The following is a 15,866-nucleotide window of genomic DNA, read 5'->3' on the forward strand; positions in this document are numbered from 1 at the left end:
TCGGCATTTGTGAGTCATGTCTCGAGCGAGCACAATTCCAAACACAACGATCGACGACGCTCGTGATACCGACAATCCCGAAGACGGGGTCGGTGACTACAGACTTCATCGTCCGCCTGCCCCATCCAATCGATAGGTTCCGCGATGTCAGACAAGATATCCAACAGCACTACGAGCGACGGAAAGCCGTTGCCGGAGAAAGCGGCCCGTAGCCGAGTTGCCATGGCAACCCTGGCCGGCACAACTCTCGAATGGTACGACTTCTTCCTCTACGGCACAGCCGCCGCGTTGATCTTCAACAAACAATTCTTCCCGAGCCTGAGCCCCACGGCCGGCACGCTGGCTGCCTTCAGCACCTTCGCCGTCGGGTTCATTGCACGGCCGGTGGGTGGACTCGTGTTCGGGCACTTCGGTGACCGGATCGGGCGCAAGGCCACGCTCGTGGTCTCATTGGTGATGATGGGGATCGGGTCCACACTCATCGGCCTCATCCCGAACTACGACTCCATCGGTTTCTGGGCGCCCGTCCTCCTGGTGGCGATGCGCGTCGTTCAGGGCATCGGTCTGGGCGGTGAAGGCGCCGGCGCGACACTCATGTCGATGGAGCACGCGCCGGCGGGGCAGAAGAATCTCTATGCAGGTTTCCCTCAGATGGGCACACCCGCCGGACTGGTTCTCGCCAACGGCATCTTCCTGACGACCAACGCCGTGATGTCGGACTCGGCATTCGCTTCGTGGGGTTGGCGAATCCCGTTCCTGCTCAGCTTCGTTCTGGTGGCGATCGGTCTGGTGATTCGCCTGCGCGTCACCGAGTCGCCGTCATTCGCCGGGATCATGGAGAAGGGCGAAATAGTCCGCTTCCCGCTGCGTGAGTCGCTCAAGGTCGGCTTCCCCCGTTTGTCTCTCACGCTTGCCGCGTGCTTGGCGAACTCCGCCGTGGCGTACGCCTTCATGGTGTTCACCCTGTCGTACGGAACTCAACATCTGGGCTACGACAAGCAATTCCTGGTGCTCAGCGTGACCGCGGCAGCAGTCCTGTGGTTCCTTTCCATCCCGTTCTGGACAAAGATCGCCGACAAGTACGGGCGTCGGCACATGTTCATCGGCGGATCAGCTGCAATCCTGTTGTGGTGCATCGTGTTCTTCCCGCTCCTCAACACCGAGAACAAAATGGTCGCCGTCATCGCGTTCCTGGGCATGGGCCTGATCGTTCCGGTCACACATTGTGTCCAGGGCAGCATCATCGCCGATACCTTCCCGGCCAAGGTCCGCTATTCCGGCTCGTCTCTGATCCTCCAGAGCGGCGCGATTCTCGGCGGTGGACTGGCACCGATGATCGCTACGGCTCTGCTCGACGCCACCGGATCTTCGGTCGGTGTGACCTGGTATCTCGCCGGGGTGTGCACGATCAGCCTGGTCGGCGCCATCGCACTGTTCAAGATTGTCCCCGATTCGTCGCGGGGCTTGGAGCACGAGGAGATTCGCGTCTCCGAAAACGCCTGAGTCCTGGTCGATCCGACATCGGCCCGTTCCCTCTGGAGGGAACGGGCCGATCGGCGTTTCACGGTCGCATGAGCTCAGTTGCAAAGGACTCCAGCGTCGCGATCAGGGCCTGCGCGGACGGACTCGACGTGCGAGTCGCCGACGAGGTGATGCCGACGCTGTGCCCGATCGGATCGAGTGTGATGGACAGGGTGGTCAAGCGCGCGTCGTCGCGGGGGATGAGGCTCGGTAGTACCGCGATCATGTCGGTCTCGACCAGTAGCTGACGCACGGTGAGGAAAGAGGTTGCCTCGACCCGATTTTCGGGCAACGGCAAGCCGTTCCGGGCGAAGAACTCCTCGAGTTCGCGTCGGAGCACTGTCTCGACCCCAGGAAGGATCCAGGGGAAGCCGCGTAGTTCTTCGAGTTGGACGTCCTCGCGGTGAGCGAGCGGGTGATCTACGCGGGTGACGAGTTCGACGGACTCCGCGTAGAGGTTCCGTCTTGTCGCGGTGTCATCGGTAGGTGAGGTGAGCCGGCCGACGATCAGGTCGATTCGGCCCGCTTCCAGATCGGTGAGCAACTGCTCTGGCGTACCTTCGCGCACGACGACGGTGAGCAACGGGTGGTGAACCTTCAGGCGCGCGATAGCGCCGGGAAGCAGCACGTTGGATCCGGCGAGATGTGTTCCCACGATGACGGTTCCGCGATTGGCGTCGGCAAGTTCGACGACGTGTCGCCCGGCTTCGGTCAGCTGCGCGATCACGGCCCGTGCATGAGTTGTGAAGGCCTCGCCGAAAATGGTCGGGGTGATGCCGCGTGGGCCGCGGTCGAAGAGCGAGACGCCGAGAATGGACTCGATGTCGTGCAGACTGCGGGTCGCGACGGGTTGCGTGATGTGAAGTGCGGCAGCGGCGCCGACCACACTGCCCTGACGGCTCAATGCGTCGACGAGCAGGAGATGGCGGAGTTTGAGTCGCCCGTCGAGGAGCTTGGGCATGTCCATGGAGCAATCCTAGACGGGATTGCGCCGGGTGGGTAGGCGCCCGAAGTTGCTCAGGAGAAGGTGATTCCGATCGATTGGGACGAGGTGTACTTCTCCCAGGTTTCGCTGCTGTCCGGACTTCCCGTGTGCGCAAACGACGTCCAGTGCCGGCGTATCCGACGGCCCAGTGCGTCGATGCTCTGCCAGTCGCTGCTGCCCAGCATCGGTGAGCCCTGCCAGGACTGCTCGGTTCCCAACACGAAGGGTAGTTCGATGCAGTGAGTGGCCCCGAAGACGTCGTCCGTCGGTGCCCAGTCGAAGCGGTACGTGTACACCGACGCGCCGGCCGCTGTGAAGGTCTCGGCCAGCTCCATTGCCGGTTCGGCAAACATGTTCTGTGTCAGTGCCTTTTCGGCGACGTGTTCGGGATCGGGTACTCCCGCTAGGTCGCGCACGAAAGCAGATCCCTCGTCTCGGGTGTATCCCACGATGACGTCAGGCGCTGTTTCGAAAGTTCGGATCACCGGTTCCAGTTCGGAGATCGGCGCGAAGGGCGGTTGCACGACATTGGGGGACCGCCGGCTGAACTCGACAGCCGTGCCGCGGAATGCGTCGAGAATGTGGGAGAGCGGCGCGGTCCTAGGATCTCCGTCGAGCAGTCGGGCAAACGTCTCCCCGTTCTCGATCGCGGGAGCCTGCGTGAAGTTGAGGTCCGGCCGTGGGGTGCTCTGCAGAATTGCTCGATGGAACAGGGTTCGAGAGTTGTTACTGCTCAACAGATTCACAATGGAATGGGCGCCTGCCGACTGCCCGAATACGGTGACCGAGTCTGGGTCGCCGCCGAATGCCTCGATGTTCTCGCGCACCCACTCGAGCGCCGCGATCTGATCGTGTACCCCGAGATTGCCTTCGCTGACGCCGTCGAGGAGGAGGTATCCGAGCACGCCGACGCGATAGTTGACCGACACCACGACGACGTCGCCCTCGGCTGACAAAGCGCCGCCGTCGTACCAGGGGAGTGAGCCGCCGCCACTGGAGTACCCGCCACCGTGAAGCCACACCATCACCGGGCGATGACCGGTCAGCGACGGGGTTGTGACGGTGACGGTGAAGCTGTCCTCGCTGTGCTCCGGTTCGGGGAGCGGTGGCCCCATGATGCGTTCGAGTCGTGAAGGTGGTTGGGGGAAGACCGTTCCAAGCGCTGTGGCGTCGAAGACGTCGGAGAACGGTTCCACCGGTCGAGGCTTCTCGAAGCGCGGTGCGCTGGCGTAGGGGATCGCACCGAAGTAGTAGGAACCGTCACGCTTTCGGCCGCGGACCTTCCCCGAAGGGGTGGATGCGATCACCGTCTCGAACGAGGGCATGGGTTCCTTTCTTCTTGTGCATGCTTTTTCGAGCATGCCAGGTGGATGCCGCGGCACAAATGCCTTTGTGGTCGTGCGGTATGCGTTACGGCGTGAGTGCCTGTACCAGTCGATCTTCGAGTCGCGTCGTCACTCGGCTGTATACGGAACCGTCGTCCAGTGCCCGGGACATCACGATCGCCCCTTGGATCCCGGCCACGGCTTCTTCGGCGAGTCCGATGGAATCTTCGGCACCGACGAGTGCCGCCTCGAGAGCCGCTGTCCATTCGTCGAAGTATGTTCGGACCCTGGCGCCGAAGCGGTTTCGCTCTTCACCGAGTGCAAATGCGCCGAACAGGCAAATGCGTTGCCCTGACCGAAAGTAGTCGCCCGCGGTAGCGAACATGCTCTGGATGCGCTGCCTCGGTGGAACCGATTCTGCTCGAAGAGGTTCGAAGACTTCGGCGCGAAACCATCTGTCGACCTCGTCGAGCACCGCCTCGGCCATCTCTTCCTTCCCGCGCGGAAAGAAGTTGTAGAGACTGCCTTTGCCCAAACCGGTGTGTTCGGTGATCACGGCCAGGCTTGCTCCGTCGAACCCGTAGGTTCGAAACACGTTCGCGAGAGCGGGAATCGTGTCCGAGCGTTCAGCTACCTGTCTGGCCATGGATTCATCCTTTCATCACAGACCCAACTCGCTCAGGCCCGGATGATCGTGCGGGCGTGGTCCGGTCGGATCCCAGAAGAACTTTCGCTCGGACTCCTCGATGGGAACGTCGTTGATGCTGGCATGACGGTGGTGCATGAGTCCGTCGGCGTCGAATTCCCAGTTCTCGTTGCCGTAGGAGCGGAACCACTGCCCGTCGTGATCGTGCCACTCGTACGCGAATCGCACTGCGATGCGGTCGTCGCTGTGTGCCCACAACTCTTTGATCAACCGGTAGTCCAGTTCGCGGGTCCACTTCTCGGTCAGAAGTTCGACGATCTCGGATCGGCCGGTGACGAACGTCGACCGATTACGCCACCAACTGTCCGGCGTGTAGGCCAGCGACACCTTGTGTGGATCGCGTGAGTTCCATCCGTCCTCGGCGAGGCGGACCTTCTGGACGGCAGCTTCGTGAGTGAAGGGCGGAATCGGTGCTCGGACGGTCATTGCGGGGCCTCTCGATCAGATTTGTACCTATCGGTACAAACTTTACCGGTAGGTACAACAAGAGTCCAGTGAACGACTTCGGCCGCCCCCACCGAAGCGGGAGCGGCCGAAAGAGTCGAACAGGAAGAAACTAGCGCGCGCGACGAGCGAGACGCTCGGAATCCGAGATCAGGACGCTCTTGCCTTCGAGGCGAAGCCATCCGCGGTGTGCGAAATCAGCGAGCGCCTTGTTGACGGTCTCGCGGGAAGCGCCGACGAGCTGGGCGATCTCTTCCTGCGTGAGGTCGTGAGTGACGCGCAGGGCGCCACCTTCCTGAGTGCCGAAGCGCTGCGCGAGCTGCAGGAGCGCCTTGGCGACACGGCCGGGAACGTCCGTGAAGATCAGGTCGGCCAGGGTGTTGTTGGTACGACGCAGACGGCGGGCGAGAACGCGCAGAAGCTGCTCGGCGATCTCGGGGCGCTGCTGGATCCATGCCTTGAGAGCGTCGCGGTCCATGCTCACGGCGCGAACCTCGGTGACGGTCGTAGCCGTCGAGGTGCGGGGGCCGGGGTCGAAGATGGACAGTTCGCCGAACATGTCGGACGGGCCCATGATCGTCAGCAGGTTCTCGCGACCGTCGGGTGAGCGTCGACCGATCTTCACCTTGCCGGACACGATGATGTACAGGCGGTCACCGGGTTCACCTTCGTTGAAGATGACATGTCCACGGGGGAAGTCGACGGGCTGCAGCTGCTTTGTCAGCGCCGCTACCGCTGAGGGCTCGACTCCTTGGAAGATGCCGGCTCTTGCCAGGACGTCGTCCACGTGCGCTCCTTGTTGGGATTTGTTCGTTTGTGGTGTCATTTTTGCGCTATCTATCTTTGTACCCGCGCTGCGCACAAACCGTCGTACACAGGCTCAGCCCTCATGAGTGAGACACTGTGTCCAATGCAATCTGTGTTCAATGCAACAGGTACGGCATCGAAGTCTACGTCCCGTTAGCTCGCGACGAGTGATTGATGCCACGTAAGAGCCGAAAATTCTTCCGGAATCCGCTGCGGTGACTACTTTGTATGGCCGTCAACTTGCCCGTTGTGTCCGGATTTCGCCCAGGCTGGCGCTCTCGGGAGCCTCCGACTGACGGCCCTTACGCTTCCGGTGGAAGCGGGCGAACGCATGGGGAAACCCATCGCTTGCCAGGCGGGCGACGTCGTCGTGACTTGCCTGGTCGAGGAAGTCTTCTACTTCATGCTCTTGGACCGAGAGCCGACGCAATCGCCCTTCGACTCGTTCCATCGCCAGGGCAAAGAGCATAAGCAGTAGCGGAAAGAGAATTACTGCGAGTCCTTGCATAGGGGGAAGTAAACACGTCGAAGGTCTCAGAAGCGACACGACGGAGTCTCCACTCATGTCGTATCCGTACAGTTGTCTGAGTGCAGACCACCCCGACAGGCAGTTCAGAGCAGCGGAAGAAACCGCGTTCGGGGGGTGCGCGGAAGGAAGAATCACACCTCGGATTGGTACGCCGGGCGCGTCGGATGAATCGTGAGCTCGCTGTGGCTTTCCCACACGTGTACTGCGAACTCGACTTCACGACTCCGTTGGAACTGGCAGTGGCGACAATCCTGTCGGCGCAATGCACCGACGTCCGCGTCAACATGGTCACGCCGGCACTCTTCGCCCGTTATCCCGACGCAAAGGCATACGCGGAAGCCGATCGGACCGAACTCGAGGAGTACATCCGCTCCACCGGCTTCTACCGGAACAAGACGACGTCGCTGATCGGACTCGGTCAGGCGCTACTCGAACGCCACGACGGGCAGGTCCCGAACAAGCTCGAAGATCTGGTGAAACTCCCAGGCATCGGACGCAAGACCGCGAACGTCGTGCTGGGCAATGCCTTCGACATTCCGGGAATCACCGTCGACACCCACTTCGGTCGGCTCGTGCGTCGGTGGAAGTGGACCGAGGAAGAAGATGCCGTCAAGGTGGAACACGCCGTCGGGGCACTGATCGAACGTAAGGAATGGACTCTGCTCTCGCATCGCGTGATCTTTCACGGCCGACGGGTCTGCCACGCGCGCAAGCCCGCATGCGGTGTGTGTGTTCTGGCCAAGGACTGCCCGTCGTACGGTCTCGGCCCGACCGACAAAACCGAGGCCGCGGCCCTGGTGAAAGGCCCCGAGACCGATCATCTGCTCGCCCTGGCAGGGTTGTGATCGCCGATGACAAGTGCCGGAAGATGGTCTCTCGCTGCGCTCGTGGTCGTCGCGGCTCTCGTCGTGGCGATCTGGCCGCGCGGAGGAGACGACACGACGCCCACGTCGACGGGCCCGTCCTCGTCCGCGTATCAGCCGCCGATGTTCACTCCGTCGTCGGAATCGCTCGATCAACTCCGTAGCCAGGCGGCTCTGGCCTCCTGCCCGACTCCGACCGGCGAAGCGCCTGCCGGCTCGGCTCTCGCCGGAATCACCCTCGACTGCGTCTCCGACGGAGCGCCCGTCGACCTTGCCGCAGCGGTGGGCGGAAAGCCGACTCTGCTCAATCTGTGGGCGTACTGGTGCGCGCCATGCGCCGAAGAGCTTCCGTACCTTCAGGAATTCGCGGAGCGCGCCGACGGCAGCATCAACGTGCTGACCGTGCATTCGGATCCGAATCAGGAGAACGCTTTGACGCGACTCATCGACTACTCGGTGCGTTTGCCCGGCGTCCAGGACGGTGACGGCAAGGTACGGATCGCAGTGGGCGCACCGCCGGTGCTGCCGGTGTCGGTGCTCGTGCGCGCGGATGGAACAGTCGCCAAGGTCTTGCCCCAACCCTTCCGCAGTGCGGACGAGATCGCCGCCGCTGCGGCGCAATATCTGGGAGTCGTCGTATGAGCACACCGGTTCCCGAGTGGTTGCGCGCTGTCGCCAGCACCCAGCCCACCGATCCCCATCGGATCAACCCCGTCCTCGAGCGTCGCGCGCCGCGCGGCACCGTGACGCGTCCGGCCGCGGTGCTCGTGCTCTTCGGCGGACCGCGTGAGGCCGACCCTCTCGCCGTCGGCGGCTTGCCGGAGGGCGCAGACGTCCTGCTGACCCAACGGGCGTCGACGATGCGTCAGCACAGCGGACAGGTCGCATTCCCGGGCGGCGCCGCCGATCCGGGCGACGACGGCCCCGTCGGCACCGCGCTGCGTGAAGCGCAGGAGGAGACCGGGCTCGATCCGAGCGGAGTTCAGCCCCTCACCGTGCTGCCGGAGATCTTCATCCCGCCGTCGGGTTTCGACGTGACGCCGGTGCTCGGCTACTGGGAGCAGCCGACGACGGTGGGCATTCAGGACGAGGGCGAGGTCGGACGGGTGGCCAGGGTGCCGCTGCGCACGTTGCTCGACCCAGACAACCGGTTTCAGGTTCGACATCCCCTCGGGTACCAGGGCCCGGCGTTCCGCGCCGACGGCATGCTGGTCTGGGGGTTCACAGCAGGAATCCTCGCGGCGCTGTTCACGGTGTCGGGCTGGGAGATTCCGTGGAACTACGAGGACGTGAGAGACCTGGACACAGCGCTGTCCGAGTTCGGTGAAGGTGTCGAGGATTCGGCGGTGCCGCGATGACAGGTTCTCGTTGGGTGGACATCGCCATCGTTCTGGTCGCCCTCATCGCGGCCACGTCCGGATGGCGTCAGGGCGCGGTGGCGTCGGCGCTGGCGTTCGTCGGCGTGATCCTCGGTGCCGTCGCCGGGATTCTGTTGGCGCCGCACCTGCTCGTGCACGTCACCGAAGGCAAGCTGCGCATCCTCGCGGGCATCTCGCTGATCGTCGTGTTGGTCATCATCGGCGAGGTCGCCGGCATGGTGCTCGGACGCGCGGCGCGCAGCGGAATGCACAGTCCGACGGCGCGATCCGTCGACAGCGTCATCGGTGCGGGTCTACAGGCGGTGGCTGTCGTGGTCGCGGCGTGGTTGCTCGCGATTCCGCTCACTTCCTCGTCGCAGCCGAATATTGCCGCCGCTGTTCGTGGTTCGGACGTTCTCGCCAGCGTGGACGAAGTGGCGCCGCAGTGGCTGCGCCGCATCCCGACCGAGTTCTCGGCGCTGCTCGACACCTCCGGCCTGCCTGACGTCATCGGCCCGTTCGGGCGCACGCCCATCACCGAGGTCGAAGCACCCGACGCGAGCGTTCTCGCCAGTCCGTTGGCGGCGCAGTTGCGTCCGAGTGTTCTCCGCATCAACGGCGTCGCACCGAGTTGCCAGCGCGCGCTCGAGGGATCCGGATTCATCGTCGCCCCCGAACGCGTCATGACCAACGCCCACGTGGTTGCCGGAACCGAGAGCATCACCGTGGACACCATGGAGGGCGCACTGCCCGCGCAGGTGGTTCTCTTCGACTCCGCCGTGGACATCGCGATTCTGGCGGTTCCCGGATTGGACGCGCCGGTGCTGCCGTTCGCTCCGGAGCAGGCTCGGACCGGTGACAACGCGTTGGTGCTCGGCTACCCCGGCGGTGGTCCGTACACGGCCAGCGCAGCCCGCGTTCGTGAGGTCCTCAACCTGAACGGGCCGGACATCTACAAGGCCGGAACCACCCAGCGTGAGGTCTACACCGTCCGCGGATCCATCCGGCAGGGCAACTCGGGTGGACCGATGGTCGATGATCAGGGGCGGGTCCTCGGCGTCGTGTTCGGTGCTGCCGTCGACGACAGTGACACCGGATTCGTCCTCACCGCGCAGGAAGTCTCGCGCCAGTTGAACGCGGCTGCCTCGGCATCGACGCCCGTACCGACGGGCGCGTGCATCCTGTAGCGGTCACTTCTCCGTAAGGAGGAAGTCCCCGAGTTCGCGATTGACGCGCTCGGGGGCTTCCTGATGCGCGTAATGACCGACTCCGGCAATGGTGCGCAGTTTTTCGCCGGGAGCCCAGTGCTTGTCGCGACGCACGGTACGGGTGAGCACGTACGGGTCGAGTTCGCCGTGAATCTGGACGATCGGAATGCGAAGAACCTGATCCATCAAACGCATGAAACGTCGGCCCTCGGGGCGGAGCTGGCTGCGGAAGGCCCAACGCTGGTACTCCAACGTGGAATGCGCGACGCCCGGGATCCGGATCGCGGACCGCATCTTGCTCATGACGTCTGCGAATTCGGGTTGCTGCGGCCAGGTGGGGCCCGACCGCGAGCGAACCAGACGCTCCACTTCGGCGCCGTTGTCGGCCGTCAACCGACGTTCCGGGCGTAGCGGTACCTGATAGGCCAGGAACGAGGGCAAAAGCGCGCGGCGCTGATAGGGGTCGCGGACGACTGCTTTCTTGAGCGCCATCGGGTGTGGAGACGAGATCAGCGCTATCGACCGCACCAGGCGTGGATGCAGGAGCGCGGTCGCCCAGCACACCAACCCGCCGTCGGCATGACCGATCAGCGTGGCCTTGCCGTAACCCATCGCACGAATGAGGCCGGCTACGTCACCGGCGAGCGTCCAACCGTCGTAGCCACGAGGGGGCTTGTCGGAATCGCCGTACCCACGAAGATCCATGGCGACGACGCGGAATCCCTGCTCCGACAGTGCCGTCAACTGATGGCGCCAGGACCACCAGAAATCGGCGAATCCGTGCAACAGGACCACCAACGGAGCATCCGGCTCCGCGTCGCCTACCTCGACGACGTGAAACCGGATGCCGTTGGCGTGAATGTCCCGGTGAATCCAGGGGCCGTCGAACCTGACGGTAGATGGATCTAGGGCTGCCACTTTCGATCAGACTCGCTACCGGCGCGCGTTGAAATCGACCGACGGCTTTGCGTCGTCATGGCTGCCGGGGATGACGTTCTTGGCCTGCTTGAGCGATTCGATCGTCTTCTCCGGAGCCCTCAGCTTGCGCACGCGCAGATAACCGAGCAGCGCCAGAATCGCGGTGGTCACCACCATGATCAGGAAGACGATGAGGAACGCCAGCCAGCGCGGCACCCAGGTGTCGAGCATCTCGGCCAGGAAGAAAAAGAAGAAGAACGAGCTGAACAGCAGAACCGTGAAGGCCAGGATGAAGAAGACGCTGCCCTGCAGACCCTTCTTGACCTCGCCCGTCACCTCGGCCTTGGCAAGTTCGACCTCGGCGCGCACGAGGGTGGAGACCTGTGCGGTCGCGTCCTTGACGAGGGCCCCGATGGTGGCCTCGCCCGGCGTGCGGGCGTCCACATCGGTGAGAGGGATGGAAGAGACCGTGTTCGGTACTCCATCTCCGGTGAAGCGCTGGCTCTCTCCGTTGGTCAAGCTCACTTGTCGACCTCTCCAGGTAGTTCTCTCGCGTCCGTGGCAATGGCGGTGGAAGCGTCGTCTCGAGCCGCATGAACTCGTCCACGTCGCCACAGCAGCGCTGATCCGATCAGCGATGCCACCAACGATGTCACGAGAACTGCGGCCTTCGCTATCTCGGCCTCGCTACCATCGCCGACCCCGTCCAATGCGAGGTCTGCTACAAGCAGGCTAACGGTGAACCCGATGCCACCGAGAACTGAGAGGGCAAACATGTCTCTCAATTCCAGTGTCTTGGGTTTGGTTGCTATCCCCAATTTGATCGCGAGCAGGGAAATTCCGAAGATTCCGACGGTTTTGCCGACCAGAAGACCGACGACGACCGATTGCCCGACTGGGTCGGTGAAAATGTCGCCGAGTACCGCCGCGTTGATCGGAACACCGGAGGCGAACAGTGCGAAGACGGGGACACAGAAGCCTGCAGAGTAGGGCTGAATGCGGTGCTCGAGACGGCTACCGGGCGCGTACTCCTCGTCCGGATCGCGCCTCACCCGGGTCAGTAAGCCGAGCGCGACGCCCGCGAGTGTGGCGTGTATCCCCGCTTCGTGCATCGCGTACCAGGTCAGTAGTGCCAGCGGGACGTAGAGGAACGGCGTCGTGATGCGTTTGTGTTGGGCGTAGGCGTAGGCAGCCAGGGCTGCGGCCGCGGTCAGCAGCCACAACATCGCGAGGGAACCGGTGAACAGTACGGCGATGAGAATGATCGCGAGCAGATCGTCGACGACGGCCAGGCTGAGCAGGAAAACTCGGGCGCTCGCCGGGATCTTCGAGCCGGTCAGCGCGAGCACGCCGAGGGCAAAAGCGATGTCCGTCGCGACGGGAATGGCCCAGCCCTTGTCCATGCCGGGCGTGCCGAAACCGATGGACGCCGCGATGATCGCGGGGACCAGGACGCCGCCGCACGCCGCGATGATCGGGAGCATCGCGGCTTTGCGGTCCGCGAGTTCGCCGACCACCAGTTCACGTTTGAGTTCGAGGCCGGCGACGAAGAAGAAGACGGCAAGCAGTCCGTCCTGCGCCCACGTGCCCAAGCTGAGGTCGAGATGGAGTGCGGACGGACCGATCTGGAAGTCACGTAGTGCGATGTAGCTCTCACCGAAAGGAGAGTTCACCCAGATCAGAGCGAGGGCGGCAGCGATCAGGAGGATCGATCCGCCCACCGTTTCGGTGCGGAGGTAGCGGGACAGTTCGGAACGCAGGGTGGAGATCACGCGTGGGGACGACCTTTGTTCGTGCAACCGAATTCGGATGCAACAGACATGAACGTGATCGACGTTGTGACGCATCGAATGCACGTGCCGACCAGACTTCCCGGCTCACCTTTACGGAATTTTATCGCGGATTGCCCGCTGAGCCGAATTCGCGAACCGAATTTGCGTCGGAAAACCCCGCGGGTGTTCAATTCCTACTGATTGGGACACTATCCCACCAATTGGACATTTTTCGTATAACGGCGCAGGAGCATGTTTTGAGCACGTCAGTCAGTGAGAATCCACCCAAGCCGGAGGGCGGCGACGCAGATACCGTCGCCGGAGTGCCGCGCAGCCGAATCGTGGTTGCCAGCATGGTGGGTACGTCCATCGAGTTCTACGACTTCTACATCTATGCAACAGCGGCAGTATCGGTGTTCCCGCACCTGTTCTTCCCGAAGGGCAACGACACCACCGCGCTTCTCGCGTCGTTGGCGACGTTCGGACTCGCGTTTGTCGCCCGTCCCCTCGGCTCGATTCTCTTCGGGCACTTCGGTGACCGCGTCGGACGCAAGGCAACTCTGGTCGGCTCGCTGCTGACGATGGGTATCGCGACCTTCCTCATCGGACTGCTGCCCACCTATCACCAGATCGGTCTACTGGCCCCGGCGCTGTTGGCGCTCATGCGTTTCTGCCAGGGCCTCGGACTCGGCGGCGAATGGTCGGGTGCGGCGCTGCTCGCGACCGAGACAGCCAAGGAAGGCAAGCGGGCCTGGGCGGCGATGTGGCCGCAACTCGGTGCGCCCATCGGCTTCTTCATGGCCAACGGACTGTTCCTGATCATCACGTTGTTCATGAACCACGACAATTCCAGCCCGGACCTCGAGGGTGCCTTCCTGAGTTGGGGATGGCGAATTCCGTTCCTGCTCAGCGCAATCATGGTGATGATCGGCCTGTACGTCCGGCTCAAGCTCGAGGAAACCCCGGTGTTCGCGCGTGCAGTCGAGCGCGGCGAGAAGGTCAAGACCCCGGTGGCCGAGGTGTTCAAGACCAGTTGGCGTCAGCTGATCATCGGTACGTTCGTGATGCTCGCGACGTACACGCTCTTCTACATCATGACCACCTGGGTTCTCAGCCACGGAACCGGCAAGACGGCGGCCGACGGCGGAACCGGCGCAGGCTTCAAGTACACCGATTTCCTTGTCCTGCAGCTCATCGCAGTCGTTTTCTTCGCTGCTGCCGTGCCGGTCTCGGGTTGGCTCGCCGACCGCTACGGGCGTCGTATCACACTGCTGATCATCACCGGCCTGATCATGGTGTTCGGCTTGACCTTCGGCGTGTTCCTCGAACCGGACGGAATGAACGACGGTCGTATGTTGGCGTTCCTCATCGTGGGCATGCTGCTCATGGGCCTGACCTTCGGACCGATGAGTGCCGTTCTCCCGGAACTCTTCCCGACCAACGTCCGCTACACGGGCTCGGGAATCGCGTACAACACGGCCAGTATTCTGGGCGCAGCGGTGGCGCCGTTCATCGCCGTCTACCTCGCGAAGAACTACGGCGTCGGTTGGGTCGGCATCTATCTTCTCGTAGCGGCGACGCTGACCTTTGTCGCGCTGCTGGTCATGCGTGAGACGAAGGGTGAGTCGCTCGACGATGTAGGGGCATAACCCTGCTGTGCGCCTTTATTAACCCCCGGCGGTTAATAAAGGCGCACAGCAGTTGTCAGGGAAGCTGAGCAGGCAGGACATGCTCACCGGTCTTGTCGGTGCTCAAGGCCAGGGAGCTGATGTACTGCTTCTCGCCGTTCGGACCGGGCACGTTCGACGCGAGCATGTCGGGACGCTCGAATTCGATTCCGCTGACGCAGCACAGAAGCGTTTCACCGGAGGGGTTCCCGTACTCGTCGAACATCGGCAGTTCGATGCCGTCGTCGGTGCGTCGTAGGTAGTACTTTCCCTTGGTGGCGACGGCCAGGACCGGCGGCATCACCAGCGCGATGACGATTGCGACGATCGGGGAGAACGGTTTGATCGTCGAACCGAAAGCGCCGAAGAACACCAGGATCGAAATGCCCGCGGCCAGCAGCATCGACACGAAGCCGACGGGGTTGACGTCGTAGAGCATCCCGCGTCGGAACTCGGGGACTTTCGGGGAGAGCTTCAACCAGTACTTGTTGATCGCGATGTCCGAGGCGACGACCACGACCCAGGCGATACCGCAGTTGGCGTAGAACCCGAGGATCGTGTTGAGGAAGTCGAACATGTTGGCTTCCATCAAGATCAGTGCGATCGCCAGGTTGACCAGAACGAAGACCATGCGTCCGGGGTAGGTCTTGGTGACGCGGGTGTACGAGTTGGTCCAGGCCAGTGAGCCGGAGTACGCGTTGGTGACGTTGATCTTGATCTGGCTGATGACCACGAGGATCACGGCCAGCGTCATGGCCAGCCAGTGAGGCATCATGTCCTGGTAGATCTCGAGGAACTGGTGCACGGGCTGGTTGGCGATCGAGGATCCGTCGACGACGTTCGCGATGATGTACACGGCGAGGAACAGTCCGACGATCTGCTTGAACGCGCCGAAGATCACCCAGCCGGGGCCGGCGAGAATTACTGCAGCCCACCAACGACGGGTGTTTTCCGGCGTCTTGGGCGGCATGAAGCGTAGGTAGTCGATCTGCTCGGCGATCTGTGCGATCAGCGACAAGCAGACACCCGCGGCCAGCATCACCGATCCGAAGTTGACGCCCTTGCCGTTTGCGCCGTCCTCACCGCCGAAGGCGAAGAACGCGCTCACCGAATCAGGGTGCTTGAACAGCAGATACAGGAACGGCAGCACCATCATGACAAGCCACAGAGGCGTCGTCCACACTTGGAGCTTTGCCAGAGCCTTCATTCCGTAGATGACCAGTGGAATGACCATCAGGGTCGAGACCGCGTAGCCGATCGAGAGTGGGATCCCGAGCCCCAGTTTCAAACCCTGGGCCATGATGGAACCTTCGAGCGCGAAGAAGATGAAGGTGAACGTCGCGAAGATGACGTTGGTGACCACCGAGCCGTAGTAGCCGAAACCGCTTCCGCGAGTGATCAAATCGAGGTCGATATTGTATCGCGCGGCATAGTAGGCGAGTGGGAAGCCGGTCGCCATGATGACGACGGCAAACACGGCGATGCCCAGCAATGCGTTACCGGTGCCGTACGAGATGCCGATGTTGGCGCCGATCGAGAAGTCTGCGAGATACGCGATTCCGCCGAGCGCGGAGGTCGCGACGACGCCGGTTCCCCATTTGCGGTAGCTGCGTGGCGCAAATCGGAGGGTGTAGTCCTCCAGAGTCTCCTTCAGTGCGGCATTCTCACCGAGATCTGCCCTGTCCGGTGCGCCGGCGGACACCTGCTCGTTCACTGCTGTCATGACGTCACTTCCCTGGATGCCTGTGCATGTGCACTTTGTG

Annotated in this window: 16 protein-coding genes; 6 read left to right on the top strand and 10 right to left on the bottom strand. The window is 62.8% G+C overall.

The window, feature by feature from the left end; translation table 11 throughout:
* The first annotated feature begins 144 nt into the window (after window positions 1-144).
* Window positions 145-1,503 (top strand): MFS transporter, encoded by a 1,359-nt coding sequence (locus ACVZUB_RS02600; protein WP_042446679.1) that lies wholly within the window; start codon window positions 145-147, stop codon window positions 1,501-1,503.
* Between the two features lie 58 nt (window positions 1,504-1,561).
* On the opposite strand, the gene ACVZUB_RS02605 is transcribed toward ACVZUB_RS02600, so the two are convergent.
* The 6 genes from ACVZUB_RS02605 to ACVZUB_RS02630 all read right to left on the bottom strand — a co-directional run bounded on the left by ACVZUB_RS02605 (window position 1,562) and on the right by ACVZUB_RS02630 (window position 6,296).
* Window positions 1,562-2,488 (bottom strand): LysR substrate-binding domain-containing protein, encoded by a 927-nt coding sequence (locus tag ACVZUB_RS02605; protein WP_003943516.1) that lies wholly within the window; start codon window positions 2,486-2,488, stop codon window positions 1,562-1,564.
* 50 nt (window positions 2,489-2,538) lie between these two features.
* Window positions 2,539-3,831, bottom strand: coding sequence for a carboxylesterase family protein (locus ACVZUB_RS02610; RefSeq protein WP_075831965.1), 1,293 nt, complete (start codon window positions 3,829-3,831; stop codon window positions 2,539-2,541).
* 85 nt (window positions 3,832-3,916) lie between these two features.
* Window positions 3,917-4,477 carry a TetR/AcrR family transcriptional regulator gene (locus tag ACVZUB_RS02615; RefSeq protein WP_054827456.1) on the bottom strand — a complete coding sequence of 187 codons (561 nt, stop codon included), beginning with the start codon at window positions 4,475-4,477 and terminating at the stop codon, window positions 3,917-3,919.
* Window positions 4,478-4,492: 15 nt separating this feature from the next.
* Entirely contained in the window at window positions 4,493-4,963 is a 471-nt protein-coding gene (locus tag ACVZUB_RS02620) for a nuclear transport factor 2 family protein (RefSeq protein ID WP_054827457.1), read from the bottom strand.
* A 130-nt stretch (window positions 4,964-5,093) separates the two neighbouring features.
* On the bottom strand, window positions 5,094-5,768 hold the full coding sequence (locus tag ACVZUB_RS02625) for a Crp/Fnr family transcriptional regulator (protein ID WP_003943506.1): 675 nt from the start codon (window positions 5,766-5,768) through the stop codon (window positions 5,094-5,096).
* A 255-nt stretch (window positions 5,769-6,023) separates the two neighbouring features.
* Window positions 6,024-6,296: a hypothetical protein gene (locus tag ACVZUB_RS02630; protein ID WP_019746620.1), complete on the bottom strand. Its 273-nt coding sequence runs from the start codon at window positions 6,294-6,296 to the stop codon at window positions 6,024-6,026.
* 80 nt (window positions 6,297-6,376) lie between these two features.
* Between ACVZUB_RS02630 and nth the strand changes: the two genes are divergently transcribed.
* Genes nth through ACVZUB_RS02650 form a run of 4 tightly spaced genes read left to right on the top strand, consistent with a single transcriptional unit; the run spans window position 6,377 to window position 9,725 of the window.
* Window positions 6,377-7,162: an endonuclease III gene (gene nth, locus ACVZUB_RS02635; RefSeq protein WP_003943471.1), complete on the top strand. Its 786-nt coding sequence runs from the start codon at window positions 6,377-6,379 to the stop codon at window positions 7,160-7,162.
* A gap of 6 nt (window positions 7,163-7,168) precedes the next feature.
* The gene (locus ACVZUB_RS02640) at window positions 7,169-7,822 is read left to right on the top strand and encodes a TlpA family protein disulfide reductase (protein WP_065455126.1); all 654 of its coding nucleotides are present in this window, start codon (window positions 7,169-7,171) and stop codon (window positions 7,820-7,822) included.
* On the top strand, window positions 7,819-8,538 hold the full coding sequence (locus tag ACVZUB_RS02645; protein ID WP_007732411.1) for an NUDIX hydrolase: 720 nt from the start codon (window positions 7,819-7,821) through the stop codon (window positions 8,536-8,538). The genes ACVZUB_RS02640 and ACVZUB_RS02645 overlap by 4 nt, the downstream gene beginning before the upstream one ends.
* Window positions 8,535-9,725 carry a MarP family serine protease gene (locus tag ACVZUB_RS02650; RefSeq protein ID WP_003946095.1) on the top strand — a complete coding sequence of 397 codons (1,191 nt, stop codon included), beginning with the start codon at window positions 8,535-8,537 and terminating at the stop codon, window positions 9,723-9,725. The genes ACVZUB_RS02645 and ACVZUB_RS02650 overlap by 4 nt, the downstream gene beginning before the upstream one ends.
* Before the next feature lie 3 nt (window positions 9,726-9,728).
* Here ACVZUB_RS02650 and ACVZUB_RS02655 read toward each other — a convergent pair whose 3' ends face one another.
* Genes ACVZUB_RS02655 through nhaA form a run of 3 tightly spaced genes read right to left on the bottom strand, consistent with a single transcriptional unit; the run spans window position 9,729 to window position 12,520 of the window.
* Window positions 9,729-10,664 (bottom strand): alpha/beta fold hydrolase, encoded by a 936-nt coding sequence (locus tag ACVZUB_RS02655; protein WP_482628121.1) that lies wholly within the window; start codon window positions 10,662-10,664, stop codon window positions 9,729-9,731.
* 15 nt (window positions 10,665-10,679) lie between these two features.
* The gene (locus ACVZUB_RS02660; RefSeq protein ID WP_007732413.1) at window positions 10,680-11,189 is read right to left on the bottom strand and encodes a phage holin family protein; all 510 of its coding nucleotides are present in this window, start codon (window positions 11,187-11,189) and stop codon (window positions 10,680-10,682) included.
* A complete protein-coding gene (gene nhaA / locus ACVZUB_RS02665; protein ID WP_007732414.1) occupies window positions 11,186-12,520 on the bottom strand; it encodes a Na+/H+ antiporter NhaA in 1,335 nt (444 codons plus the stop codon). Before nhaA ends, ACVZUB_RS02660 begins: the two co-directional genes overlap by 4 nt.
* A gap of 173 nt (window positions 12,521-12,693) precedes the next feature.
* On the opposite strand from nhaA, the gene ACVZUB_RS02670 reads away from it, so the two are divergent.
* Window positions 12,694-14,085 (top strand): MFS transporter, encoded by a 1,392-nt coding sequence (locus ACVZUB_RS02670; RefSeq protein WP_020968263.1) that lies wholly within the window; start codon window positions 12,694-12,696, stop codon window positions 14,083-14,085.
* Between the two features lie 55 nt (window positions 14,086-14,140).
* On the opposite strand, the gene ACVZUB_RS02675 is transcribed toward ACVZUB_RS02670, so the two are convergent.
* Window positions 14,141-15,826 carry a purine-cytosine permease family protein gene (locus ACVZUB_RS02675; protein ID WP_064689108.1) on the bottom strand — a complete coding sequence of 562 codons (1,686 nt, stop codon included), beginning with the start codon at window positions 15,824-15,826 and terminating at the stop codon, window positions 14,141-14,143.
* Between the last annotated feature and the right edge of the window lie 40 nt (window positions 15,827-15,866).

The sequence above is a fragment of the Rhodococcus sp. OS5 genome (assembly GCF_056837585.1).

What these genes read in the sequence shown, in the direction of transcription:
- ACVZUB_RS02645 (WP_007732411.1), top strand. Translation starts at nt 7,819, where the DNA reads ATGAGCACACCGGTTCCCGAGTGGTTGCGCGCTGTCGCCAGCACCCAG.
- ACVZUB_RS02640 (WP_065455126.1), top strand. Translation starts at nt 7,169, where the DNA reads ATGACAAGTGCCGGAAGATGGTCTCTCGCTGCGCTCGTGGTCGTCGCG.
- ACVZUB_RS02620 (WP_054827457.1), bottom strand. Translation starts at nt 4,963, where the DNA reads ATGACCGTCCGAGCACCGATTCCGCCCTTCACTCACGAAGCTGCCGTC.
- ACVZUB_RS02615 (WP_054827456.1), bottom strand. Translation starts at nt 4,477, where the DNA reads ATGGCCAGACAGGTAGCTGAACGCTCGGACACGATTCCCGCTCTCGCG.
- ACVZUB_RS02610 (WP_075831965.1), bottom strand. Translation starts at nt 3,831, where the DNA reads ATGCCCTCGTTCGAGACGGTGATCGCATCCACCCCTTCGGGGAAGGTC.
- ACVZUB_RS02605 (WP_003943516.1), bottom strand. Translation starts at nt 2,488, where the DNA reads ATGGACATGCCCAAGCTCCTCGACGGGCGACTCAAACTCCGCCATCTC.
- ACVZUB_RS02600 (WP_042446679.1), top strand. Translation starts at nt 145, where the DNA reads ATGTCAGACAAGATATCCAACAGCACTACGAGCGACGGAAAGCCGTTG.
- ACVZUB_RS02675 (WP_064689108.1), bottom strand. Translation starts at nt 15,826, where the DNA reads ATGACAGCAGTGAACGAGCAGGTGTCCGCCGGCGCACCGGACAGGGCA.
- ACVZUB_RS02650 (WP_003946095.1), top strand. Translation starts at nt 8,535, where the DNA reads ATGACAGGTTCTCGTTGGGTGGACATCGCCATCGTTCTGGTCGCCCTC.
- ACVZUB_RS02630 (WP_019746620.1), bottom strand. Translation starts at nt 6,296, where the DNA reads ATGCAAGGACTCGCAGTAATTCTCTTTCCGCTACTGCTTATGCTCTTT.